The following is a 25,110-nucleotide window of genomic DNA, read 5'->3' as shown; positions in this document are numbered from 1 at the left end:
CGAATATATGTCTAGTTGTATAGTAAACTTCAGATTTGTCGAGAGGGCATGTCGAACGTGATGCAAGAGACCCAACAAAAAATGCGGAAAGCTTGGTTGAGCGTGATGGCAAAGTCGCCAGAGGGGGCTTTGACCAAGCTTTTTGAACAAGAAACGGCTGCACCAGACTTTGAATGGCTGCGCCCACCGGAGGTCGGCAGCGTCATGGTGCGCGGGCGGACTGGTGGAACGGGGGCTCCGTTCAATCTGGGTGAAATGACGGTCACGCGGTGTTCGTTAAAGATTGCCAGCGGAGAGGTTGGTCATGGCTATGTGCAGGGGCGTCGCAAAGGCGATGCGCAATCTGCGGCTTTGATGGATGCGCTGATGCAGACAGAACGCGCTGCGGAATTGCAGGTGAAGGTTTTGAGCCCGCTTGAGGATCACATGGCCGCCGCGCAGGAAAAGCGCGCACGCAAAGCTGCGGCAACCAAGGTCGATTTTTTCACGATGACGCGAGGTGAGGATTGATGCAGGCTATTGAACTTGAAGGTGGGTTTTCAACCCCTGCGCAAGACTCTGCGCGTGCCTTTCGTCAGATTATGACCGTCATGGCCAATCCGGGTCGCATAGAATGTATCGAAGGCGCAGCCGCGCCAGAGCCATTGTCCAAAGCGGCAGCGACTTTGCTTTTGACGCTTTGCGATCCTGAAACACGCATTTTCCTTGCGGGTGAAGTTGATGTCGCACCTGTGCGCAATTGGATCAATTTCCATATTGGGGCACCGTTAGTGGATGCCCAATCTTGTGACTTTGCTGTGGGAACTTGGCAGGATCTGGCACCGCTGTCGCAATATAAGATCGGCACAGCAGACTATCCTGATCGCTCGGCCAGTTTGGTGGTTCAAAGTGACATGCTGGAAGTGCAGGGCGCAGTTCTACAAGGTCCTGGGATCAAAGACCGCGCGGCTTTGTCATTGCCAGAAATCGCGGCTTTTCAAAGCAATCATAAACAATTCCCGCTGGGGTTGGATTTCTATTTCACCTGTGGTGAACGCATCGCAGCGTTGCCGCGCACGACGGAGGTTCGCTGATGTATGTTGCAGTTAAAGGCGGCGAACGCGCGATTGAAAACGCCCATACTTGGCTGGCCGAAGAACGCCGTGGCGATCCATCCGTGGACGTATTGTCGATTGCGCAAATTCGGGAGCAATTAACACTCGCCGTGAACCGCGTGATGGCGGAAGGTTCGCTTTACGATCCTGATCTTGCGGCGTTGGCCATCAAGCAGGCACGCGGGGATTTGATCGAAGCGATCTTTCTGATCCGCGCTTATCGCACAACCTTGCCGCGGTTTGGAAACTCGTCCCCGATCAATACCGCAGAAATGGCCTGCGAGCGTCGCGTTTCGGCAACCTATAAGGATCTGCCGGGTGGGCAAATTCTGGGGCCAACCTTTGATTACACGCACCGTTTGTTGGATTTCAAACTGGCAGCAGATGGCGAAGCTTTTGATGCGCCTGAACGTGAGGCTGCTCCTGAAACCGTGCCGCATGTGACGTCGTTTCTGAATAAAGAAGGGCTTATTCAGGATGAGCCAGCAACTGATGAAACACCGCCTGATTTAACTCGTGAGCCATTGGAACTACCAGCCGAACGCGCGCTGCGTTTGCAATCCTTGGCGCGGGCAGATGAAGGCTTCACCTTGGGCATGGCCTATTCCACACAGCGCGGCTATGGGCGCACTCATGCTTTTGTCGGCGAGTTGCGGATCGGGGCTGTGGCTGTGGAAATGGAGATCGCAGAGCTTGGGTTTGCCATCGATTTAGGCGAAATCACGGTCACGGAATGTGAAACAGTGAACCAATTCACCGGATCCAAAACTGAGCCGCCGCAGTTTACACGCGGCTATGGGTTGGTCTTTGGGCAATCGGAGCGCAAGTCAATTTCCATGTCGCTGGTGGATCGGGCCCTGCGCTGGGAAGAACTGGGTGAGGACAACGTTGGCGCGCCAGCGCAGGACGCAGAATTTGTGCTTTATCATGGAGATAATATTCAAGCGACGGGCTTCCTCGAGCATATCAAACTGCCTCATTACGTGGACTTTCAGTCAGAATTGGAATTGATCCGTAAACTACGTCGCGAGGCAAGCGAACACGCAGTGCCGGAGGCAGCAGAATGAGCGATTACAACTTTGCTTACCTAGACGAACAAACCAAACGCATGATCCGGCGCGCCATTCTGAAAGGGTTGGCGATCCCGGGCTATCAGGTGCCATTTGCCAGCCGAGAAATGCCGATGCCTTACGGCTGGGGCACAGGCGGTGTTCAGGTCTCTGCCGCCACGCTAACGCCCGAAGACACGCTGAAGGTTATTGATCAGGGGGCGGATGACACCACCAACGCGGTCTCTATCCGTAAGTTCTTTGAAAAGACGGCTGGGGTGGACACCACCACCGAAACCTCTGCGGCCACTGTGATCCAAACTCGTCACCGTATTCCTGAAGAAGAGCTGACTGAAGATCAAATCTTGGTTTATCAGGTGCCAATTCCGGAACCTCTGCGTTTTTTAGAACCGCGAGAGACCGAGACACGCAAGATGCATGCGCTCGAAGAATATGGTTTGATGCATGTGAAGCTATACGAGGACATTGCGAAACACGGCCACATCGCGACCAGCTATGCCTACCCGGTGCGCATTGAAGGGCGCTATGTGATGGACCCGTCACCGATCCCGAAATTTGACAATCCTAAGATGGAAATGGCAGCGATCCAATTGTTTGGGGCAGGACGCGAGCAGCGGATTTATGCGCTGCCTCCCTATACTAAAGTTGTCAGCCTCGACTTTGAAGATCACCCGTTTGATCCGTCGAAAGCGCCGCATGCCTGTGGGTTGTGCGGGTCTGAGACCAGCTACTTGGACGAGCTGATCACAGATGACAAAGGCGGTCGTATGTTTGTCTGTTCTGACACTGATTATTGCGAGAAACGCCGGGAGGCGGGGCATTCCGGTGCTGCGGCACCCAGCCCTCAGAAGGAGAGCGCAGCATGACACCGTTGCTATCTGTTCAAAACATCTCGAAAACTTATGGGGCGCATATCGGTTGCGCAGATGTTAGCTTTGACCTTTTCCCAGGCGAAGTCATGGGTATTGTTGGGGAATCCGGTTCGGGTAAATCCACATTGCTAAATTGCCTGGCAGGGCATTTGCCAGCTGATGGTGGGCAGGTGATTTTTGACACGCGCGCCGACGGCCCAAAGGACACTTTGCAAATGAGCGAGCCTGAGCGGCGCATGTTAGGGCGCACGGATTGGGCCTTTGTGCATCAACATGCACGGGATGGCCTACGCATGGGGGTCAGTGCCGGAGGCAATGTTGGTGAACGGCTAATGGCCGTTGGCGCGCGTCACTACGGAGATATTCGGGCTGAGGCTGTGGATTGGCTGGGGCGTGTGGAAATCACCGAGGATCGTGTGGATGATCGCCCGACAACCTTTTCTGGTGGCATGCAGCAACGGTTACAAATCGCCCGCAATTTGGTGACAGGGCCGCGGCTGGTTTTCATGGATGAACCCACCGGCGGGTTGGATGTGTCCGTGCAGGCGCGATTACTGGATTTGCTGCGCGGTCTGGTGCGCGATCTTGGTCTGTCAGCAATCATTGTGACCCACGACCTTGCTGTTGTCCGACTTTTGGCGGATCGTCTGATGGTGATGAAGTCAGGCAAAGTGGTCGAAACAGGCCTTACGGATCAGGTTCTGGATGATCCACAACATTCCTACACTCAGCTGCTTGTCAGCTCTGTTCTACAGGTGTGACTATGATTGAAATTTCAAATGTCTCCAAAACCTTCACCCTGCACAATCAGGGTGGCGCCGTGCTTGAAGTCATGCGGGGTGCCAATCTTTCGGTGCCTGCAGGCGAATGCGTCGCGCTGACGGGCGCGTCTGGCGCGGGCAAATCGACATTGATGCGGATCATCTACGGCAACTACCTTGCCGCGTCAGGCCGCGTCACCGTTGGCGGCCTTGATGTGACTCAAGCCGCGCCGCGCGATATTCTGGCTTTGCGCCGGGACACGCTAGGTTATGTCAGCCAATTTTTGCGCGTGGTGCCGCGTGTGCCGACCTTAGAGGTCGTCGCAGATCCGTTGCTCGCACTTGGTGTGGATGAGGCGCAGGCCAAAGACAGAGCTGCAGCCCTTCTGAGCAAACTCAATATCCCAGAAGCGCTTTGGGGCCTCAGCCCAACCACATTTTCTGGAGGTGAGCAGCAGCGGGTGAATATCGCGCGGGGATTTGCCCATGAATACCCAGCGCTATTGCTTGATGAGCCAACTGCCAGTCTGGACGCCACCAACCGAGAGGTTGTTCTAAGCTTGATTGAAGAGGCCAAGGCACGCGGTACGGCGATTGTTGGCATTTTCCACGATGAAGCCGCCCGCGCGCGGGTCTGTGATCGAGAGATCGACGTGTCAGATTTCACGCCAAAGGTCGCCGCATGACGGGGAGATTGATTGGTATTGTTGGGCCTTCGGGTGTGGGCAAAGACAGTGTGATGCATAGGCTTGTGAGCGCCGTGCCTGACCTGTCGCTCGTAAAACGCACGATCACTCGTGCGCCGGGGTTAGGGGGCGAAGACTACGAGGCTGTGCTCGAGCAGGAGTTTGACATGCGCGCGGCGGCTGGCGAGTTTTGCCTGCACTGGGAGGCGCATGGTTTGTTTTACGGCATACCCGACACAGTGCGTACGCGTGTGGCGCGTGGTGAAGAATTGCTGGTGAACCTAAGTCGCGCCATTTTACCCAAAGCCCAAGAAGTTTTTCCGGATCTGCTGACCTTTAACATCACAGCAAAACCCGAAACCCTTGCCAATCGCTTGGCGGGCCGGGGGCGTGAAAGCGAAGCCGAGATTGTTAAACGGCTCGAGCGCGCCAAAAAACCTCTGCCTGCCGGGGCTAAAGTCATCAATCTTTCAAACGATGGACCTATCGAGGAAACCATCGACGCGGCAATTGCCGTGCTTTATCCAAAGAAAGTACCGTTATGAACTCTCCTGTTTCTTTTAAAAGCTTGACCCCGTCATCGATTGCTCAGGGCCAGTTTTGTCTCGCCAATGCGCAGATCGTACTTGAAGATCAGGTGATCGCAGGGGCGCTTAGGGTGCAGGATGGTGTGATCTCTGAGATTGAAGAGACCGATTTGATCCCAGATGGCGCGATGGATTGCAAAGGCGACTATTTGATCCCGGGTTTGATAGAATTGCACACCGACAATCTAGAGCGTCACATCCAGCCACGTCCAAGCGTGGATTGGCCCCATGATGCCGCGATCTTGGCGCACGATGCAGAATTGGCAAGCGTAGGCATTACTACAGTGTTTGATGCGATGCGGGTCGGATCGATCCCGTCAGGTAAAGGCAATTACGTGAAATACGCGCGCCAATTGTCAAAAGAGCTTTGGCAATTACGCGAGAAAAACGTTTTGAAAATCAGCCACTTCTTGCACCTGCGCGCAGAGGTCTGTTCTGAAACTCTCGCAGATGAGCTGTCGGAATTCAGCGCGGAAGACCGCGTGGGAATTGTTAGTCTGATGGACCACACACCGGGCCAGCGTCAATTCCGAGACATCTCGAAGCTTAAGACCTATGTGGCCTCCAAGCGTGGGATGAATGATCAGGAATTCGAAGAGCACGTGCAGAAGCTTCTAACCCTGCGTGAAACCTTTGGGGACCTGCACGAACGTAAAACCGTGGAAGAAGCACGCCGGTTTGGGGCGGTTTTGGCCAGCCATGACGACACGACATCAGAACAGGTCGAAACGTCGGCCAGCCATGGTATTCATTTGGCAGAGTTCCCGACCACTGTTGAGGCGGCAGAAGCCTGTCGCACCAATAACATCGCCATCATGATGGGGGCGCCAAACATCATTCGAGGCGGGTCGCATTCAGGCAATGTTTCGGCTTTGGATTTGGCAGACAAAGACCTCTTGGACATTATATCGTCTGACTACGTGCCAGCGGCTTTGCTGTTATCTGCCTTCCGATTGGCCGATCGCTGGGACGACATCCCACGCGCGATCCGCACGGTCACAGCAAATCCGGCTGACGCCACGGGTTTGACGGATCGCGGTCGTCTGAAGCCGGGAATGCGAGCGGATTTGGTGCGTGTTTCCGCGCTGGGCACCACCCCCGTTGTGCGGGGTGTGTGGAGCCAAGCGCGGCAGGTGGGCTAGGGCTCAGCCCTTGTCGGCCGACTGACCTGCTAACTGCTGCAGGATACTGATATAGGTCTCGGTGCCTTGGGCACCGGGCACCAGATGTTTGCTGTCAAAGATCATAGACGGCACGCTATTGATCCCGCGTGAGTGCCAGAATTCCTGTTTGCTGCGCACCATATCGGTGAATTCACCGCTTTCAATCGCCTCTCTTGCCTGATCAGCGTCAAGGCCAATCCTAGCCACTTCGCCAAGCAGAACTTCGGTATCAGAAACATCTTTTCCATCGGAAAAATAAGCAGTCAGCAGCGCGAGTTTTAAGTCATGCGCTTTGCCTTGTTCGCCGGCCCAATGGATCAACTGGTGGGCGTTGAATGTATTGAAAATCCGGCTGTCGTCTTTGAAGTTGAAGGCGAAACCCAGATCATTGCCTAACTCTTTCAACTTGCCACGCACCTCGTCGGATTGCTCTTTGGTGGAACCGTATTTTTCCGCCAGATGCTCGCGCAGGTTTTGGCCTTCAGGAACCATTTGCGGGTTCAGTTCGAAAGGGTGCCAGTAGACTTCGATCTCATGGCCCGAAGCGGCCACAGCCTGTTCGAGCTGTTTGAAACCAACTGCGCACCACGGGCACACAACGTCTGACACGATATCCACACGCAAAGCCATATTAGCATCCTTTGATTTTGCTTAAGTCCAGAGAATGGCGATTGCACAGGTGTTCAACAAGAGGCGGTTGATCACATCATTATGATATATCCTTTTGCTCAGGGCAGAAGGACCAGCCAGACCGATACGGATACAATCGACATCGCAGTCCCGACCAATACCGCACTGGCGGCCACCCGTTTGGCACGGCCATAGATATTGGCAAAGAGGTAGGCGTTGACGCCCGGTGCCATGGAGGCCGTAGTGATGACGGACCGCAGGCTATCTGTTGAAAGTTCCATGGATTGGGCCAAGACGTAAGCAAGGCTTGGGTGGAAGACCAAGGACATAAGGCAGATGAAAAAGATCGTGCGCAAATCGCCCTCTGGCCGGTAGCGCCGCAGAATGCCACCAATTGCAAACAGTGCGATGGGCAAGGCCGAGCGCGCCAAGAGATCGAAACTGTCATCGACCGCTGAAGGTATTTGAAGACCTGAAAGATTGACCGCGAAGGCACAAGTAATCGCAACAACGAGTGCATTTGATACCATGCCTTTCAGGACGGTTATCAGCGTTTGAAGAACGGATTTTCCGCGCGCTCGCACGATCTCCATTGTGGTGATGCCGACGCTATATGCAAAGAGAGAGTGGATTGAAATAATTGCAAAATTTCCCGAAAGCGCTTCTGGACCATAGGCGCGTTCGGCAATCGGTAGGCCCAGCATGAGCGAATTGGAAAAGAGGCAAGCAAAGCCGATGACGATACTATCTTCGATATCACGTTTGAATAGAAACCTTGCGCCAAGAAGGCCGAGGCAAAAGCTCGCGGCTGCAGCGATGTAAAAGCTGCTGAGCAAAGCCGGGTCGAAATTCTGCGACAGATCGAGTTTTGAAATCCCCTGAAACAATAGCGCAGGCACCGCAAAGGTAATGGCAAAGCGCATCAGCGCATCTACCAGCGCGTCTGTGATCAAATTAACCCAACGCGCAGCATAGCCGATCCCAATCAGAATGAAGACTGGGAGGATGATATTCAGAATGTCTAGCATTTGGTTTTAGATCGGAAATTTCAGAGTAAGCCCATCATAAGCGGGCTGGATATGATCCGCAGTTTCCTGCGTGAGGGTCTGATAATCCAGATCGATATGCATGTTGGTCAGCACGGCCTCTGTGGGCCCGGCGCGCTCGATCCATTCCAGTGAGCGTTCCAGATGCGCGTGTGTTGGATGCGGAGTGCGGCGCAGGGCGTCCAATATCCAGCAGCGCAAGCCTTGCAATTTAGGCCAGATGGCTTCTGGAATATCGGAGACATCGGGCATGTACAAAACGTCATGCATCCGGAACCCAAGCGCGTCGATGCCACCATGGACCACTTCGAGTGGCTCAAAGGTGATCGGTCCGCCGGCTCCATCAATGGTCACGTCGCCTCTGATCCCATTCAGATCCAGGATCGGAGGGTAGGGGGAGCCATCGGGTTGCACAAAGGCATAGCCAAAGCGCGACAACAGGGCGTCTTGGGTCGGGACATCCGCCCAGACCTTTACCCGTTCGCGCATGTTGAACACAATCATGCGCAGATCATCCAGCCCATGCACGTGGTCGGCATGGGCATGGGTGTAAATCACACCATCCAAGCGACCAACATCCTCGCGCAGAAGCTGATGGCGCATGTCTGGACTTGTGTCGATCAAAACTGTGGTTTTGCCCTCAGCCCCTTCGCGTTCCACCAGCAGGGAACAGCGCGTGCGTCGGTTCTTAGGTTCCGATGGGTCGCAATCACCCCAATGGCCGCCAAGACGCGGCACGCCGCCAGAGCTGCCGCAGCCTAAGATGGTGAAACTCAGCGTGTCACTCATGCGGCGGCTGCCTTTTGGGCTGCTTTTGCGAACAGACGTTCAAAATTAGCTTCGGTCTGGGCTGCGAAATCCGCGTACTCCATGCCAAAGACCTCGGCGCCTACCTGGGCGGTATGCGCTGTGTAAGCTGGTTCGTTGCGTTTGCCTCGGTAAGGCGTTGGCGCAAGATAGGGGCTGTCGGTTTCGACCAGCACGCGATCGACTGGCGTGGCAGCAAAGATATCGCGCACCTCTTGGCTTTTCTTGAAGGTCGCGATGCCCGACATTGACAGATAGAACCCAAGATCAACACAGGTTTTGGCCAGCTCTGGCCCCGAGCAATAGCAATGCATGACACAGTCATATGCTCCGGCCGCATGTTCTTCAGACAAGATGCGCGCCATGTCGTCATCCGCCGCGCGGGCGTGGATGATCAGGGGCAAACCGGTTTGACGTGCTGCTTCGATATGGACGCGGAGCGATTGCTTTTGGATCTCAGCGCTTTCAGCGGTGTAGTGGTAATCCAACCCCGTTTCACCAATGGCCACGAATTTTGGATGCTGAGACATCGCCACAAGTTCTTCCACAGTCGCCAAAGGTTCTTCAGCGGCGCTCATCGGATGGGTGCCTGCGGCGTAGAAGACCGGTGCGTATTTCTCTGCCAATGCACGCACTTGCGGTTCGTTCTTCAGCCGCGTGCAAATGGTAACCATGCGGCCCACGCCTGCCTCAGCAGCGCGCGCGATCAGCGCATCGTGTTCACCGTCAAAATCCGGGAAATCCAGATGGCAGTGGCTGTCGGTAATCAATGGGGCGTTGGTCATAGTCAGCCTTATCAGCCTTGGGCGGTTTGTTGGATCTTCCAAACCGTATCCAGCACCAAGGCGGCGGGGTCAAGATTAACTGACTTGCCGTGGCGACTGCGCGACGTGATCTCTGCAGCGACTTCAGCCCATGCCCGTGTTTTATGCGGGGTTGGGGACAGGCGTACCAAAAGTTGTGTCTCTCCGGGCGCGGCCTCAACAATCGGCGGCTGACCTGTTGCGCCCGTGCGGGCAATGCGGATCAGGAAGAGATCAATCAGATTAAGCAGCAGATCATAACGTTCTTCCGCACCGCGCCCGACCACAGAGTCCGCCAAGGCCAAGGCTCTTGGGCGGTTGAGTTGTGGCAGTTCAGAAAAGAGATTCACGATATCTGCATAAATCCGCATTCCATCAGATTGCGATAGGCGAATGGCCTCACCAACCGAACCCGCTGAAAGTTCAGCCATAGCAGCGGACTGTTCTGTCCCAACATCCGCCTGCGTGAGGGCGGTGGCCATGTCATCGCTGTTTAATGCTGATAGACGCAACTCGCGGCAACGCGAACGGATGGTTGGCAAAAGCCTTGATGGCTGATGTGAGATCAAAAGGATCGTGGTGTCTGCGGGGGGCTCTTCCAGTAGCTTCAAAAGCGCATTGGCGGCGCTGACGTTCATTTCGTCGGCGCTGTCCACAATCACCACGCGGCGGCCACCATCGGCGGCCGAAAGCGCAAAGAAATTCTTAAGCTTGCGCACCTCATCAACGGTGATCTGGCTTTTCAGTTTTTTGGTTTTCTCATCATAAGGCCGTTTGACCGAGAAGAGTCCGGGTTCTGATCCCGCCTGAATACGCCGGGCAACAGGATGTTCAGGATCAATATCCAGCGTTTCGGTAATCTGTGGGGCGTCGCCAAAGAGACCACCGCCATCATCTTTTGGGGTCGCCAACAGAAACTGCGCGATCTTCCAAGCGAGAGTCGCTTTTCCAACACCTTTCGGGCCAGTCAGCAGCCAGCCATGGTGTAGTCGATCTGCATTGAAAGCTTCAAGAAAGCCTGCCTGTGCCGCATCTTGTCCAAAAATTCGGGTGGTTTCACGTGGATGTGGCGCACCGTCGATCCGGTCGCTTTCAGGTAGCGCGTCATCGCTCATGACAGGTAGTCCGATACCGAGAGCTGAATGTCCGCTGCAACCTCATCCATGCTGCGGTTGCCGTCGATCAAACGGAAGCGATCTTTGAATTGTTGGGCAAGGTCCAAAAAGCCATGACGCATTTTGATCTGCAGCTCTTGGCCGAAGTCCTCAAACCGTTCTTCGGCGGTCTGGCGGCCCTTTGCACGGGCCAAACCGGTGGCAGGGTCCATGTCGATCAGGATGGTGAGGTCGGGTTCGGTGCCAATCATAAGTCGATGTAATTTATCGACTTTTTCGCGCAGATCACCGCGCGACAGACCTTGATACATGCGTGTGCTGTCGGCAAAACGATCACAGATCACGATCTTACCGGCCTCGAGTGCAGGATAGATTGTACGCTCCAAGTGATCGCGCCTTGCGGCGGTGAACAGCAAAAGCTCTGTTTCGGCAGACCAGCGATCCGGATCGCCTTCCAGGACCAAGCTGCGGATTTCTTCGGCCCCAACCGAGCCACCGGGTTCACGGGTTAAAATGACCTTGTGACCAAGGTCTTCCAAATAAGCGGCAAGACGTTTAGTTTGCGTGGATTTGCCGGAACCGTCGATGCCTTCAAAGGTGATAAACGTGCCGGGACGTTTGAGTTGTTCTTCTGTCATAATATGCGGGTCAACTTGCGCCCTCAGCTGTCAGGCCAAATTGCGACATCAAAACCGAGGTCGCTGTGCGCATACGTACTGTAAACCCGCCAGCGCCCACATCTGTTTCGGCAACAAGCGGGACGCGAATTTCCGGCAGGTCGGTTGGTTTGATCACCAGTTCCGCCAGTTGCTGACCTTTGGTGATCGGAGCTTCAAGTGGGCCATTATAGACCACTTCAGCATCGACATCGTTCTGACCAATGACAGGCAGTAGGATCTGCACATCCTGTTCGGCGACCAAGCCGACCTTTTGTGCCTCACCCATCCAGACTTCGGCTTGGGCAACCCGTTTTCCTGCACGCAGCACCTGACGTTCGCTGAATTGGCGGAAGGCCCAGTTGACGATCTGTTCGGAAACTTCGGCGCGGTCCTTGGCGCTGTCCATACCCGAGACCGCAAAGATCACGCGGCGGCCGGCCTGCTTGGCAGATCCAACAAGGCCATAGCCTGCTTCTTGAGTATGTCCGGTTTTTAACCCATCCGCGCCAATGCCCAGCTTTAACAATGGGTTACGGTTCAACGTGTTGCGTGGCGCTCGGCCATCAAAGGCAAATTCGGTTTCAGAGAACATCGGGTAGAATTCTGGGAAATCAGAAATCAATGTGTTCGCCAACAGTGCGAGATCCCGCATGGACATCCGGTGGCCCGGCGCAGGCCAGCCGTTGGAGTTGGCGAAAGTCGAATTGGTCATCCCCAGCTGACGTGCGCGCAGGGTCATCTGACGCGCGAAACCTTCTTCGGTGCCATCTGGGCTGAGGGTTTCAGCAATCACCGCGCAGGCGTCATTGCCAGACAGTACAATGATGCCGCGGATCAGATCCGCTACTTTGACACGGTCGGTTGTGTCCAGAAACATGGTCGAGCCGCCATAGCTCATGGCGTGTTGTGAGACAGGCAAGCGCTCTTCCATAGACAGGCGGCCATCACGCACCGCTTCAAAGGCCATGTAAAGCGTCATCAGCTTAGACATCGAGGCAGGCGGCAACGCTTCGTCGGCGTTTTTTGTCATCAAGACGGTGCCGGTGGTTTGATCCAACACGAAGGCGGCTTTGGCGCGGGTTTCAAACGCCCAAGCCGGTACAGAGAGCATCGCGGCAGCAACCGTGCCCAAAACCAACGATTTCAGAGTGTTCTTCATGATCCCCATCCTGATTTGTCAGACATCATTCGCGATATTTTTTGACTCAATGGGTCACCGCGTATGCATCGGTAAACCCTGTGCCTTTGATCTTTTTCAAAAGGGCTGTGCGCTCTGCAGAGGTCTGGGCTGGGCCCACCACCACACGCCAGAAGGCCTTGCCATTGCTTTCGCCGGTTTTGATCGATGGTACCATGCCCGCACGGCGCATCTGCGCTGCAGTGTTTTCTGCATTGTCTTTCACACTGAAGATACCAATTTGAATGTATGGCTTGGAAAGACTGCTGGATTTAACCGGTTTAGGGACCTCTGCCTGCGGCGCGGGCGCGGCCTGAACGGCCGGCTTTTGTTCTGCCGCATCAATGGCTGCTGCTGCGCCTGCCACCGGATCGAGCGCCTCGGTTTCGACGGTTTCAGCTTCAGGAACCGTGTCGGTGACCTCGGGCGCAACTGGAGCCTCTTCGCGGCGTAGGGCGGTGACCTCAAGTTCCACGGGTTGGCCAGCCAACATCGACAAGGCACCAGCGGCATCAGAAGAGACCTGCAGACGCGGGCCGGGTAGGGCGCGTTCGCGACGGAACAGCGCGCCGATGACAAACTTGCCATTGGCTTTGTTGCGGATGATCACCCGTTCTGGGTCTGATACATCCGGGTGCGCCACCCAGACGCCACCAAGTGAAGGGCGTCCGTCCCAAAGGCCGGCTTCGCTGGCCGAGAACACTTCGGGTGCTTCCACATCGCGTTCTACAAATTTGGTTGAGGTGCTTTGGGCAGGTCCATCCGCGTCAGCGCCATTTGCGCCGTTTAAACTAAAACCTTGAAAGTCTTCGCAAGCGGCGAGAATGGCCAGGCTTGAGACCAGCACTACGGCCCGTCCCATACGTAGCGTGAAAGGTTGTCGGTGGGAAAAACTGTTCATTACTTGCCCTTTTGCCCGAATTTTGCGCCGATTGGTGGCGTTCTTTTATCAGACACCCATACCCCGTGTGGCATCCGTTCATTTGGCCGCAGCTTACCGCGCGGCAGGCAATGTGAAAAGGCTACATGCAACGATCGGCGAATTTTCCCCATTTCGCCCCTTTAAGAATCAAAACAACCGACATAATCAGTGTGCGTCGGAGAAGTGGCAGAGTGGTCGAATGCACCGNNTGGGTTCGAATCCCACCTTCTCCGCCATCCATCATTTGGTTGCCGTTTTCAGATAGCGAAAGCTCCTTCAGGGGCTGCTTACCTGTTTCGGACCGTGGCATGGCAATTCGAAATGATTTGATTTGGTGTGGCGAAGGTTGCGATAATTTTGTGAATCTACCCGCGGTGCCATCGTTCGAATCGCGCATTCGAATCAACTGTTAATCCTTGGGGTTTAAACTCAAGATCGCTGTCTTGATTTGGCGAAAACGGTCGATTTTTGACTTTTTTATTTCTTCTGAAAATTCGTCAATTCGGCTAATTTTTGCCTGCTCTGAGGTACTTTTGAGCGCCGTGATTTTTGCAACTTTAAATTGATTTAAGTAATTTACTGAATGGTAAAAAGTCAGCGAAGAACCACAGGTTTCATGGCGAATTTAAACGACGCTAAGCGACGGTTTCAAGAATTCGTATTTCTTCACAGCCAGTTACAAATTTGGGTTATATATTATGAGTTTTTTTGATCTATTCCGGTCATTTCGCACGTTGGCAGGTCGTTTTGTTGGAAATGTCCCTATGCGTGTACGTGCCAATTTGATCCTTTCCTGACCTGAAGTGAGGCAAGGCTTCAAACATACTGTTTTGCAAATTCGAAAATCTGGCGTTAAGCCAATAGGGGAGTGATCGTGATACGGGCCTCGGAAGAGGTTCATTGGGGCCCGTTTCATCCTCATTCTGGAATCGGGTATCCTCCCGATTTTCAGATCCAAAGTTGCGGAACCGGCGGTAAAAACGCACGGGGTTAACGAGGCGTCGTTCGGTTTTGCAATTGAATAGTTCAATTAATGAACAGGGAAACAAAACATGAAAAAATTTACACTCGCACTGGCATTGTCCGCAACGACTGCGTTGACGACAGGTGCCTTCGCCGCAGACGTTCCAGCTGGCACCGTGTTGGCTGACGATCAAACTTATACCTACCGCTTGCTGGATGAGAGCTCTTCGCTGGACCCGCAATTGGTTGAAGACACAGATGGGTCCGGCATCGTGCGCGACCTTTTTGAAGGTCTGTATAACCAAGACGGTAACGGAAAGTTGGCCCCAGGTGTTGCGCTAAGCCACACTGTTTCTGCCGACAACATGACTTACACATTCACCTTGCGCAAAGACGCAAAGTGGTCTGATGGCAACCCAGTGACAGCGCATGACTTTGTTTATGGCTGGAAGCGCGCTGTGACACCAGAACTGGCGTCCCCTTACGCTTGGTACATGGAACTGATGTCCATCAAAAACGGCGCAGAAATCATCGCCGGTGACGCACAGCCAGAAGATCTGGGCGTGTCTGCGTCTGACGATCACACGCTGGTTGTTGAGCTGTCCCAGCCACTGCCATACTTTGCGGATATGGTGGCACACTCCACTACATTCCCAGTACCTAAATGGGCAATCGAAGCCCATGGCGAAAAGTGGACCCTGCCAGAGAACATCGTGGGCAACGGCGCCTACAAGCTGACCGAGCATGTTCTGAAAGAGCGTTCCACACGTGTGCGTAACGACATGTATTGGAACAACGAGAACACCGTTCTGGACACTGTCGTAGCTTTGGTCATCGGCGACGAGAACCAAGCGCTGACACGTTACCGCGCAAACGAGCTGGACAAAACAGACACACCAGCGGGTCAGTACCCAACGCTGAAAGCAGAGCTGCCTGATGAGGCCATCGCGGTGCCACGTCTGTGTAACTATTACTTCTCTTTCAACTTGGATTCCGGCCCAGAAGCGTTCCAAGACGTGCGCGTCCGTCAGGCGTTGGCTTTGGCCGTTGATCGTAACGTGATCGTGGATCAGGTTCTGCAAGGTGGTCAGTTCCCAGCCTATAACTTTACGCCTGCGGCAACCGCTGGATTTACAGCACCAGAAATCGCATATGCTGGTATGTCTCAGTCCGAGCGTGACGCAAAGGCGATGGAGCTGATGGCCGAAGCTGGCTACGGCAAAGGCGGCGAACCTTTGTCCTTCACGTACCTCTACAACACGTCTGAATCTCACCAGCAGGTGGCGATTGTTGCGACCCAAATGTGGAAGCAAAAATTGGGTGTGGACGTGAGCCTGGAAAACCAAGAATGGAAAGTGTTCTTGGAAAACCGTGGCGCGCAGAACTTTGAAATGGCACGTGGCGCATGGTGCGGCGACTACAACGAAGCCTCCACATTCTTGGACCTGCTTCAGTCTGACTCTGGCTACAACGATGCGAAATACAACAACGCGCGCGTAGACGAGCTGCTGGCGACTGCGAAGTCTTCCAGCGATACATCACCTCTCTATACAGAAGTAGAGCAGATCTTGGCCGACGAAATGCCGGTTATTCCGATCTACCACTACTCTGCCAATATGATGCTGAAAGCTGACGTTAAAGGCTGGCCTGTGAACAACGTTCAGCAGAAGTACTATTCCAAAGACATGTACAAAGTCGCGAAGTAATCCGTCTGATTTTGTGCAACACTTTACCCCGTCGCTTTTCATAAGCGGCGGGGTCTTGAGGTATTCATGCTTAGCTATACATTGCGCCGCCTCTTGGCGGTTATTCCGATCGTTCTTATCCTGATCGTGATATGTTTCTTCCTGATGCGCCTTGCGCCGGGGGGACCATTCACTTCAGAACGCCCGCTTCCACCAGCTGTGATGAAAAACGTTCTGGAACGTTACGGTTTTGACGAGCCGCTTTACGTCCAGCTGTGGACGTATATTAAAAATATTGTGTTCTACTTCGACTTCGGTCCGAGTTTCTCGCAAAAAGACCGCACCGTGAACGACCTGATTGCGCAGGGTTTCCCTGTGACGCTGACCTATGGGTTCTTTTCAGCTGTTTTTGTTCTGGTGCTTGGCATTCCATTGGGTGTCGTGGCCGCGCTGCGTCACAATTCCTTCTGGGACTATGTGATGACAGGTCTTGCGATCTTCTCGCAGATTTTCCCGAACTTTGTTCTCGCACCGCTGATGGTGCTGCTATTTACGTTGGCCTGGGGTTTGTTGCCCGGTGGCGGCTGGAATGGTGGACAATGGCCGTATGTGATCATGCCAGCTGTGGCTTTGGGCACATCTTACATGGCATCGGTTGCGCGTCTGACGCGTGGCGGACTGCTGGAAACCCTGTCTGCACCCTACATCCGTACGGCGCGCGCCAAAGGCCTGCCAGAACATACAATCCTGATCCGCCACGCGCTGAAACCCGCTTTGTTGCCGGTGATTTCTTACATGGGGCCGGTCTTTGTTTACATGATCACAGGCTCGGTTTTCATCGACATATTCTTCTCGACCGGTGGTATCGGTCAGAACTTTATCGATGCGGCCTATACCCGCGATTATTCGGTGATCCTTGGTCTGGCCATTCTCTATTCTGTGCTGACCTTTGCGCTGACCCTTTTGACGGACCTGATCTACGCGTGGATTGATCCGAAAGTCCGGAGTGGCTTGAAATGAGTATCAGAAAAACCATGAACAGCGCGGCATATGCCAATGCCGCTGCAGAAGAAATGATCAACAGCCGGTCCTTCTGGGCAGATGCACGGATGCGTTTCTTCAAAAATAAAATGGCAGTGGTCTCGCTGGCCATGCTGGTTCTATTGGCGCTATTTGCGAGTTTTGGTCAGTATTTCGCTCAGTGGAGCTATGAAGAGATCGACTGGTCGGTCTTGGGTAAAGTCAAAGAGCAGGGCGGCCCGAACTGGGAGAATGGCCACTATTTTGGCGTGGATGAGCTGGGCCGCGATCTTTATGCGCGCGTCGCACAGGGCTCCCGCGTGTCATTGTTGGTCGGTTTCCTTGCCGGAATTTGCGCGGTTCTCATCGGTTCGACCATGGGTGCCATCGCTGGTTTTTATGGTGGTCGCATTGACCAAGTGATCATGGGTGCCTTCAACATCACCCTGTCGATCCCATACATCATCTTCTTTGTTGTCTGGCAGGCCTTCTTTGGTCGTTCGATTGAGCAAATGATCATTGTGATGGTGATTATTAACTGGACCGCTGGTCTGTTGATCGTGCGTGGTCAGGTGCAAACTCTTAAGAACAAAGAGTTTGTCGATGCGGCTCGCATGCTGGGCATGAGCGATGCGCGGATCATTTTCAAACACATCTTGCCAAACATGCTGTGGGTGATTGTGATCTACATGTCGATTGCGATCCCAGAGATGATCATGATGGAAAGCCTCGTGTCCTTCCTTGGAGTGGGTATTCAAGAACCCAACACCAGCTGGGGTGCACTGATTTCAGAGGGCGCAAAAACCATGACCTATGGTACGCTTTGGCAGCTTGCCTTCCCGGCGGCCTTCTTTGTCGTGGCGCAGGTTTCACTTTACTACATCGGCGACGGCCTTCGGGACGCGCTTGATCCTAAGGAGCGTTAATTCATGCTCTCTGTTCAAGACCTTTCAATCCGCTTTAAAACGCCAGATGGCTATGTGCATGCTGTGAACAATGTCAGCTTTGACATTGCGGCAGGGCAGAAACTGGCCATCGTGGGGGAAAGTGGATCGGGCAAATCCCAGATCGCTCTGTCGATCCTTGGTTTGCTTGCCAAAAACGCCGAACCCACTGGCCGCATTCTGTTTGAAGATCAGAATCTACTCAGTATGCCTGCATCACGGATGAACAAGATCCGTGCCAAGGAGATTGGCATAATTTTCCAAGACCCGATGAGCTCGCTTAATCCATACATGACAGTGGAACGCCAGCTGAACGAAGTTTTGGAGCTGCACGAGGGGCTGCGCGGCAAAGCGGCGCGCGCTCGTGTGTTGGAAGCCATGGATGCGGTGCAAATTCCAGATGCGAAAAACCGTCTGAAAAGCTATCCGCATGAGTTCTCCGGCGGTATGCGTCAGCGGATTGTGATCGCCATGGCGCTCCTCTGCCGTCCAAAGCTGATCCTTGCGGATGAGCCAACAACGGCGCTGGATGTGACCGTTCAGGCGCAAATCATGAAACTGCTGGATGACATCCAAAAGGAATACGGCAGCTCGATCATGCTGATCACCCATGATCTGGGTGTTGTGGCAGGTTTCTGTGATGAAACGCTGGTGCTGTATGGTGGTCAGGTGATGGAACGCGCCGAAACGCGCGAAATCTTTGCTGCTCCAAGCCATCCATACACTCGCGGTCTGATGCGGGCCGTGCCAAACATCAATGATGTAGACGGAAAGCTGCAAAGCATTCCAGGTCAGCCGCCAAACCAGTTGAACCCACCAGCGGGGTGCCCCTTTGCAGAGCGTTGCTCTGACGCGGTGGCCACCTGTGCTGAAACCATGCCGGTTCTGACGGACGGCGCCCACCAACGCGCTTGCCTGCGCACTGTCGAGGAGTTGAGCTGATGACGGAAATGCTGTCCGTTCAGGACCTCGCGGTCCAGTTCCAATTGCTGAAATCCAAAAAATGGCCTTGGTCCGCACCCGCGCAATTGCGCGCGGTCAATGGCGTTAGCTTTCGCGTCGACAAGGGACAAACCCTTGGCGTTGTTGGGGAAAGCGGCTGCGGGAAATCTACGTTGATCCGTGCCATTGCCGGTCTGGTGCACCCATCAGAAGGCACGGTGATGCTGGAAGGCAAACCAGTGGATTACAGCAACAAGAAAGAAGTTCTGGCCCTGCGTCGTCAAGTGCAGATGATCTTTCAGGACCCTGTGGCCTCGCTTAATCCGCGTATGACCATTCGCGAAACAGTGGCAGAGCCTTTGGCAATGTTCTTTCCAGAAATGAATCAGGACGCGCGTATGACACGGGTCTATGAGCTGTTGGATCGTGTTGGCATTCCACGCCGCAATGCCAACCGCTACCCGCACGAATTCTCTGGCGGTCAATGCCAGCGGATCGGCATCGCGCGGGCCTTGGCAGCGGAACCTAAGGTTCTGTTGTGTGACGAGCCGGTGTCAGCGCTCGACGTATCCATTCAGGCGCAGGTGGTGAACCTGCTGCAAGAATTGCAACGCGAAATGGGGCTGACCCTGATCTTCGTGGCCCATGATTTGGGTGTCGTGCGGCATATCTCGGATGAGATTCTAGTGATGTACCTGGGCGGTATGATGGAGAAAGCGCAAGCGGATGAACTGGTGCAAGCACCGATGCATCCATACACGAGCGCTTTGCTGTCTGCGGTTCCGGTGCCTGATCCGGATGCGAAGCTGGAACCAGAGGTGCTGGATGGTGATCTGCCAAGCCCGCTGAACCCTCCAAAAGGGTGCCTGTTCCAAACCCGCTGCCCAAAACGGTTTGACCGTTGCATCAGCGAGCGACCTTCTCCGGTTTTTGTTGGGGCACGTCAAAAGGCCTGTCACTTGGAAAAGCTCTGAGCTAGTAAATTGTTAATTTGAAATAATTCAACGCCGCGATCATTAAAGGTCGCGGCGTTTTGCGTTTTGCTTTTATCTTAAGTTCAAAGAGTAGGGCGCATGTGGCTGTCTTTGCAGATCACATCTTAGAAATGCGTCATTGAAATCGATTACATAAGGTGAAATATGCCTTATAGAGCATATTCAAGAGGAGAGGCAAATATGGGTAGCTATGCGGCAGCCATCAAAGAATTGGAAAACCTGTTGGGCGATCGCCTGTCCACGGGGCAATCTGTGCGCGAAACCCATAGTCATGATGAGGCCTATACGACGCCGGTCCTACCTGATGCCGTAGCTTTCCCTGAAAACACACAAGAAGTCTCAGACATCGTTAAGATCTGCGCGCGTCATAAATGCCCGGTTGTACCTTATGGCGTTGGCTCTTCGCTGGAAGGGCATGTGGTGCCGATCAAAGGTGGGGTAAGCCTGAATATGATGGGCATGAACCGCATTTTGGATATTCATCCCGAAGATCTGGATGCTGTTGTGCAGCCGGGGGTCACCCGCACTGAACTAAACACGGCGTTGCGTGATACGGGTCTGATGTTCACCGTCGATCCCGGGGCGGATGCCACCATGGGCGGCATGGCAGCGACGCGGGCGTCTGGCACAAATACCGTGCGCTACGGCACCATGCGCGAGAACGTTTTGGCGTTGGAAATTGTCACTGCAGATGGCTCGATCATTCGCACAGGCACGCGGGCCAAGAAATCATCAGCGGGCTATGATCTGACACATCTGTTCATTGGCTCTGAAGGGACGCTTGGCATCATCACCGAACTGACAGTACGTTTGTTTGGTCAGCCAGAAACCATTTCGGCGGCCACCTGTGCATTCGAAGACATCGATAATGCGGTGCAAAGTGTGATTTTGGCAATCCAAGTTGGCCTGCCGATGGCGCGGATTGAGCTGATCGACGAGGTTCAGATACGAGCGCTAAATGCCTATAACGACAGCTTTGATCTACCCGAAAAACCACATCTGTTTTTGGAATTCCACGGCTCCCCTGCAGGGGTGGCTGAACAGATCGAGATGTTCAAAGACATTGCTGAAGACCTTGGCGCGAGCGATTTTAAATGGGCTGAGAAGACTGAAGATCGCAATCGACTATGGGCTGCGCGTCATAGTGCATATTATTCCGTGAAGGCCTTGCGCAAGGAGGCTGCGGGGATCGTGACGGATTGCTGTGTACCTATTTCGGCGTTGGCAGAATGCATTCGGCAAGCCAAAGTTGGGATCGCGAAAGCTGGACTTATCTCCCCACTTATTGGCCATGTGGGGGATGGGAATTTCCATCTACAGCTTCTTGTCGATCCCAAAGATCCAAACGAAATGAAGGCAGCGCGGGCATTGGTGTCAGAGTTAAACCATCTGGCTATCGAACACGGCGGAACAGTCACGGGTGAGCACGGAGTGGGTGTTGGTAAGTTACCTTACATGCAGACCCAACATGGTGAGGCTTACAATGTCATGGCCACGCTGAAACGCGCGATGGATCCAAACAATATTTTGAACCCAGGTAAAGTGGTGGCTTTAAACTAAGGCCCTTAATAGAGCCAAAAAACCAACAGAAGTCAGTGGGTTTTGCTGCAAAGTTGATGTTTGGAAATCTTGGAGCGGGCGGCGGGAATCGAACCCGCGTCATTAGCTTGGAAGGCTAAGGTCTTACCACTACACAACGCCCGCTCTGTGGAACAAGGATGTATTTTATCCAGATTCCATCGTCAATAGCTCTCACGCAACAAATCACATTAACTGCGTTTAGGCGGTGACTGACGGCAGCCAGCTTTCATATAGATTGACCCGTAGAGGTGCGTATCCTGTTCATCGTGGTTGGTATTATCCGGTCATTAAGAATTTACCGAATGAGGTCGCAACAAAACAGATGCGCCGATTGCTTTTTGAGAAACCGGCGCATCTAAGACTTATATGTCTGAGTGTTTTAAACCTGTCCGGGTAACCAAAGAACGATTATTGGGAAGGCAACCAAAAGCGCGATGGTGATGGCATCGGCGATGAAGAAAGGTGTTACGCCTTTAAAAACATCCTGCACCGATAGATCATCGCGCACACCAGCCACAACAAAGCAGTTCAGACCAATTGGTGGGGTGATCAGACAGAATTCGGCCATTTTCACCACCAAGATCCCAAACCAGATCGCACACATTGGGCCGCTCATACCAAATGTGCTTTCTGCAGCACTAACAGCTTCGCCACCATTCAAGGCCATGACCGCCGGGTAGACCACAGGTAGGGTCAGAAGCAGCATGCCGATGGCATCCATGAACATGCCAAGCACAGCATAGGCCAAAAGGATGCAAATCAGGATCAACATTGGCGACATGGTCAGGCTGGTGATCCAATCAGAGAACGCACCCGGCAGATCGGCAAAGCCAAGGAAGCGCACGTAGATCAGAACGCCCCAGATGATGGTGAAGATCATCACCGAAAGCTTGGCGGTTTCCAGCAGTGCTTCTTTGAGTTGCGGCCATCGCATGCCTTGATATAGCGCCATGAGGAAGACCACGAAGGCTCCGATGGCGCCGCCTTCGGTTGGTGTACCCCAAGCGTCGCCGCCAAACGGGTTGTAGACAAAGAAGATGATCGTCACGACCACAAAGAGGATCGGCAGGGCTGGGGGTAGGGCAAGGAAACGCTCTTTCCACGTGAAGCCGGAAACCGCTGGGCCAAAGTCTTTGATGGTCAACGCCATCCCGATGATCAGCAGGCCATAGATTAGGGCAGAGAAAGCACCGGGGATGAACCCCGCTAAAAGCAATTTACCCACGTCCTGTTCCACGATGATGGCGTATATCACCAAGATCGCTGAGGGGGGGATTAGGGATGCTAATGTCCCCCCCGCAGCGACGACCCCTGCCGCAAACCGTTTATCATAACCAATTTTTAACATTTCAGGGATCGCAATCCGCGCGAATACAGCGGATGTCGCAACCGACGCGCCTGACACGGCGGCAAAACCCGCCGTCGCAAAAACCGTCGAGACCGCCAAACCACCTGGAACCCACGCAAGCCACTTTTTCGCTGCTTCAAAGAGCGCTTTGGTAAGCCCTGCGTAATAGGCCAAATAGCCAATCAGAATAAATGTGGGGATCAGGCTGAGGGCCTGACTAGAAATCTTAGAATGCGGTACCTGACCTGCGGTTTTCACAGCAACTGTCAGCGCTTTTTCAAAGCGTGAGGGATCGTAACCAAACTTGGCCCAGAAAATCCAGATCAGGCCAATCATGCCTGCAAGACCTGCCGCAAAGGCGACGCGCATGCCGAGGACCACAAGCACCAGCATGCCGCCAGTGACCACAAGTCCAATATCGATGGGTTCCATTGTGCAGTCCTACTTTTCGTTGCCCGAGACTTGCTCGGCTTCCATGGCGGCCTGCGTCGCCGCATCGGCGATCAGCGGCACGGCCACGGGTTGATCCATATTGTTCAGAAAGGCGCGCGCGTAGGCGACGAGTTGCAATGCCAGACGCAGAGCCAACAAGCCAAAGGCCAAGGGGGCCATCAGTTTGGCGGGCCAGATCGGCAGGGCGATATCCATCGAGCTGTCACGGCTCCACATAGGAGAGCCAAAATCAAAGCTGCGCTGAAAATGTGCCCATGTGCCCCAGACCAGCAGGACCATCAGGGCGAAAATTGCCAGCGTTGTGATGAATTCGACTGCGTAAAGCGTACGGCCTTTCAATGCGCCCACCACCATATCCATGCGGATGTGGCCACCATCGCGTTGCGTAAAGGCGATGCCCATAAAGGCAATCAGGGGCATGGCCTGTTCAATCCAGTCCACATAGCCAGGCAGCGGTTGATTAAAGAAGTTGCGTCCAGAAACCGAAATCACCGCGAGGATCATCAGCGAAAACACTGCGAGGCCACTGATCAATGCAAAGATACGTTCTAGTCGATAAAGCCGCCTGTCTACGCGGCTAAGTAGGCTGTCATCTGACAGCACCAGAGAGGAACCGGCCATGCCATGTTCTCCTGTAATATGTCGGGTGGATCCGAAAAAAGACCGCGCCGGAACCAATTTGGGTCACTCACCGGCGCGGTCCTCATAGTCGCAAGAGGCTTACATGCCCTTGGCAATCATACCTGTGACCAGATCGTAGAGTTCCTGCGCAGGCAAGCCACGCTTGGTGTTGTCTTCGATCCATGCAGCGGCGGCTGGTGCAGCAGCAGCTTCTTTGAAAGCAGCAATTTCCGCGTCGCTAAAGGTCACTTCGGTGATTCCGCGCTCTTCCAGAGCAGGGCCCCATGCGGCCATCGTCTTGTTATTGTAGTTATCGATGTAGTGGTCTAGCGCCTCATCAACAGAGCTCAGCAGCGCCTCACGATGGGCATCAGACAGATCCGCCAGCGCGTCGTTGTTCACCACAACTGGGCAGTTCACTGTGCCTGGGTTCAGGTTGGTGGTCCACCATTTGCCGTTTTCAATGGTGCCGAAAGACATGTGGGCGTGAGGTGCGAAGCTGACGGCTTTCACAACGCCTGAATCCATTGCTTGGCGCACTTCGGTTGCAGACATCGATGTTGGCACTGCGCCTACAGTTTCCATTGCTGCACCGATACCACCGGTCGCACGCACGGACAGGCCTTCGAAGTCAGCCAAGGTAGCTGGCGCATCGCCCACACCGACGAGGTTGTACTGCGGTAGCGGTGACGGCATCAGCAGGGTTGCGTTCCAGCGGCCCAGATCTTCTTGAGTGGCTGGGTGGCTATAAACGGCCATGGACAGCTCGACTTCCTGCTCGAGGGACGCAACGCCCAAGAACGGCAGTTCCAGTACTGTGATCGATGGGTTCTTGTCACGGTGGTAACCTGCGCAGAATTGCGCCATTTCAAACGCACCAATTGAGATACCGTCGAGATTCTCGCGGTTTTTGGAAAGACCACCGTAGCTGATGTTCAAAGTGAACTCGCCACCGGTTTTTTCGTTGACCAGTTCAGCCAATTTTTCGACGTGCTCTGTGAAGGCACGGCGTTTGCCCCAAAGGGATACATCCCATGAGGTCGCAGCAGCTTCTGTTGCGAAAGCAAGGGTTACGGCGGCGATGGCCGCGCCTTTAAGTGAATGTTGCATGAATTCCTCCCCGTCATGCGGCTTTGTGAGGAGAAGATAACAAGCATCGCCTTGCA

General features: G+C 54.0%; 25 protein-coding genes and 2 tRNA genes. 15 read left to right on the top strand and 12 right to left on the bottom strand.

What is annotated here, in order from left to right; translation table 11 throughout:
- The first annotated feature begins 48 nt into the window (after nt 1-48).
- Genes phnG through JXQ85_RS07540 form a run of 8 tightly spaced genes read left to right on the top strand, consistent with a single transcriptional unit; the run spans nt 49 to nt 6,212 of the window.
- Nucleotides 49-510 carry a phosphonate C-P lyase system protein PhnG gene (phnG, locus tag JXQ85_RS07575; RefSeq protein ID WP_421748279.1) on the top strand — a complete coding sequence of 154 codons (462 nt, stop codon included), beginning with the start codon at nt 49-51 and terminating at the stop codon, nt 508-510.
- The gene (gene phnH, locus JXQ85_RS07570) at nt 510-1,073 is read left to right on the top strand and encodes a phosphonate C-P lyase system protein PhnH (RefSeq protein WP_421748278.1); all 564 of its coding nucleotides are present in this window, start codon (nt 510-512) and stop codon (nt 1,071-1,073) included. Before phnG ends, phnH begins: the two co-directional genes overlap by 1 nt.
- Nucleotides 1,073-2,161, top strand: coding sequence for a carbon-phosphorus lyase complex subunit PhnI (locus JXQ85_RS07565; RefSeq protein WP_421748277.1), 1,089 nt, complete (start codon nt 1,073-1,075; stop codon nt 2,159-2,161). The genes phnH and JXQ85_RS07565 overlap by 1 nt, the downstream gene beginning before the upstream one ends.
- A complete protein-coding gene (locus tag JXQ85_RS07560) occupies nt 2,158-3,030 on the top strand; it encodes an alpha-D-ribose 1-methylphosphonate 5-phosphate C-P-lyase PhnJ (protein WP_421748276.1) in 873 nt (290 codons plus the stop codon). The genes JXQ85_RS07565 and JXQ85_RS07560 overlap by 4 nt, the downstream gene beginning before the upstream one ends.
- A complete protein-coding gene (gene phnK / locus JXQ85_RS07555; RefSeq protein ID WP_421748275.1) occupies nt 3,027-3,797 on the top strand; it encodes a phosphonate C-P lyase system protein PhnK in 771 nt (256 codons plus the stop codon). Before JXQ85_RS07560 ends, phnK begins: the two co-directional genes overlap by 4 nt.
- A 2-nt stretch (nt 3,798-3,799) precedes the next feature.
- Nucleotides 3,800-4,483, top strand: coding sequence for a phosphonate C-P lyase system protein PhnL (gene phnL / locus JXQ85_RS07550; RefSeq protein ID WP_421748274.1), 684 nt, complete (start codon nt 3,800-3,802; stop codon nt 4,481-4,483).
- Complete coding sequence (gene phnN, locus JXQ85_RS07545; protein WP_421748273.1) at nt 4,480-5,028, top strand: phosphonate metabolism protein/1,5-bisphosphokinase (PRPP-forming) PhnN; 549 nt, start codon at nt 4,480-4,482, stop codon at nt 5,026-5,028. Before phnL ends, phnN begins: the two co-directional genes overlap by 4 nt.
- The gene (locus JXQ85_RS07540; RefSeq protein WP_421748272.1) at nt 5,025-6,212 is read left to right on the top strand and encodes an alpha-D-ribose 1-methylphosphonate 5-triphosphate diphosphatase; all 1,188 of its coding nucleotides are present in this window, start codon (nt 5,025-5,027) and stop codon (nt 6,210-6,212) included. Before phnN ends, JXQ85_RS07540 begins: the two co-directional genes overlap by 4 nt.
- 3 nt (nt 6,213-6,215) lie before the next feature.
- Here the strand turns inward: JXQ85_RS07540 and JXQ85_RS07535 are convergent, their stop codons facing one another.
- The 8 genes from JXQ85_RS07535 to JXQ85_RS07500 form a co-directional block, all read right to left on the bottom strand.
- Nucleotides 6,216-6,863 (bottom strand): DsbA family oxidoreductase, encoded by a 648-nt coding sequence (locus JXQ85_RS07535; RefSeq protein WP_421748271.1) that lies wholly within the window; start codon nt 6,861-6,863, stop codon nt 6,216-6,218.
- A 98-nt stretch (nt 6,864-6,961) separates the two neighbouring features.
- Complete coding sequence (locus tag JXQ85_RS07530) at nt 6,962-7,891, bottom strand: AEC family transporter (protein ID WP_421748269.1); 930 nt, start codon at nt 7,889-7,891, stop codon at nt 6,962-6,964.
- Between the two features lie 6 nt (nt 7,892-7,897).
- On the bottom strand, nt 7,898-8,698 hold the full coding sequence (locus JXQ85_RS07525; protein ID WP_421748268.1) for an MBL fold metallo-hydrolase: 801 nt from the start codon (nt 8,696-8,698) through the stop codon (nt 7,898-7,900).
- Entirely contained in the window at nt 8,695-9,501 is an 807-nt protein-coding gene (locus JXQ85_RS07520) for a TatD family hydrolase (protein ID WP_421748267.1), read from the bottom strand. Before JXQ85_RS07520 ends, JXQ85_RS07525 begins: the two co-directional genes overlap by 4 nt.
- A gap of 11 nt (nt 9,502-9,512) precedes the next feature.
- Entirely contained in the window at nt 9,513-10,634 is a 1,122-nt protein-coding gene (locus tag JXQ85_RS07515) for a DNA polymerase III subunit delta' (protein WP_421748266.1), read from the bottom strand.
- Nucleotides 10,631-11,272, bottom strand: coding sequence for a dTMP kinase (gene tmk / locus JXQ85_RS07510; protein ID WP_421748265.1), 642 nt, complete (start codon nt 11,270-11,272; stop codon nt 10,631-10,633). The genes JXQ85_RS07515 and tmk overlap by 4 nt, the downstream gene beginning before the upstream one ends.
- Nucleotides 11,273-11,282: 10 nt before the next feature.
- Entirely contained in the window at nt 11,283-12,461 is a 1,179-nt protein-coding gene (locus JXQ85_RS07505; RefSeq protein WP_421748264.1) for a D-alanyl-D-alanine carboxypeptidase family protein, read from the bottom strand.
- Between the two features lie 37 nt (nt 12,462-12,498).
- Nucleotides 12,499-13,371 carry an SPOR domain-containing protein gene (locus tag JXQ85_RS07500; protein ID WP_421748263.1) on the bottom strand — a complete coding sequence of 291 codons (873 nt, stop codon included), beginning with the start codon at nt 13,369-13,371 and terminating at the stop codon, nt 12,499-12,501.
- Nucleotides 13,372-13,569: 198 nt separating this feature from the next.
- Here JXQ85_RS07500 and JXQ85_RS07495 point away from each other — a divergent pair.
- From JXQ85_RS07495 to JXQ85_RS07465, 7 genes are all read left to right on the top strand, one after another.
- Nucleotides 13,570-13,628 (top strand) — tRNA-Ser (locus tag JXQ85_RS07495).
- A gap of 816 nt (nt 13,629-14,444) precedes the next feature.
- Entirely contained in the window at nt 14,445-16,061 is a 1,617-nt protein-coding gene (locus JXQ85_RS07490; RefSeq protein ID WP_421748262.1) for a peptide ABC transporter substrate-binding protein, read from the top strand.
- A 66-nt stretch (nt 16,062-16,127) separates the two neighbouring features.
- A complete protein-coding gene (locus JXQ85_RS07485; protein ID WP_421748261.1) occupies nt 16,128-17,060 on the top strand; it encodes an ABC transporter permease subunit in 933 nt (310 codons plus the stop codon).
- On the top strand, nt 17,057-17,986 hold the full coding sequence (locus JXQ85_RS07480) for an ABC transporter permease (RefSeq protein ID WP_421748260.1): 930 nt from the start codon (nt 17,057-17,059) through the stop codon (nt 17,984-17,986). The genes JXQ85_RS07485 and JXQ85_RS07480 overlap by 4 nt, the downstream gene beginning before the upstream one ends.
- A 3-nt stretch (nt 17,987-17,989) precedes the next feature.
- Nucleotides 17,990-18,946 (top strand): ABC transporter ATP-binding protein, encoded by a 957-nt coding sequence (locus JXQ85_RS07475; RefSeq protein ID WP_421748259.1) that lies wholly within the window; start codon nt 17,990-17,992, stop codon nt 18,944-18,946.
- Nucleotides 18,946-19,920, top strand: coding sequence for an ABC transporter ATP-binding protein (locus JXQ85_RS07470; RefSeq protein ID WP_421748258.1), 975 nt, complete (start codon nt 18,946-18,948; stop codon nt 19,918-19,920). Before JXQ85_RS07475 ends, JXQ85_RS07470 begins: the two co-directional genes overlap by 1 nt.
- A 201-nt stretch (nt 19,921-20,121) precedes the next feature.
- Nucleotides 20,122-21,501 carry an FAD-binding oxidoreductase gene (locus JXQ85_RS07465; RefSeq protein ID WP_421748256.1) on the top strand — a complete coding sequence of 460 codons (1,380 nt, stop codon included), beginning with the start codon at nt 20,122-20,124 and terminating at the stop codon, nt 21,499-21,501.
- A 70-nt stretch (nt 21,502-21,571) separates the two neighbouring features.
- Here the strand turns inward: JXQ85_RS07465 and JXQ85_RS07460 are convergent.
- From JXQ85_RS07460 to dctP, 4 genes are all read right to left on the bottom strand, one after another.
- Nucleotides 21,572-21,645, bottom strand: a tRNA-Gly gene (locus JXQ85_RS07460).
- Between the two features lie 256 nt (nt 21,646-21,901).
- Complete coding sequence (locus JXQ85_RS07455; protein ID WP_421748255.1) at nt 21,902-23,302, bottom strand: TRAP transporter large permease; 1,401 nt, start codon at nt 23,300-23,302, stop codon at nt 21,902-21,904.
- Between the two features lie 9 nt (nt 23,303-23,311).
- A complete protein-coding gene (locus tag JXQ85_RS07450) occupies nt 23,312-23,944 on the bottom strand; it encodes a TRAP transporter small permease subunit (protein WP_421748253.1) in 633 nt (210 codons plus the stop codon).
- 99 nt (nt 23,945-24,043) lie between these two features.
- Nucleotides 24,044-25,054 (bottom strand): TRAP transporter substrate-binding protein DctP, encoded by a 1,011-nt coding sequence (gene dctP / locus JXQ85_RS07445; protein ID WP_421748252.1) that lies wholly within the window; start codon nt 25,052-25,054, stop codon nt 24,044-24,046.
- Nucleotides 25,055-25,110 lie beyond the last annotated feature (56 nt).

Origin of the sequence: Cognatishimia sp. (assembly GCF_049116455.1) — a bacterium.
In the GTDB taxonomy this organism is placed as follows: Bacteria; Pseudomonadota; Alphaproteobacteria; order Rhodobacterales; family Rhodobacteraceae; genus Cognatishimia.
Note: the sequence above shows the minus strand (reverse complement) of the source record. Positions and strands in the feature narration are given on the sequence as shown.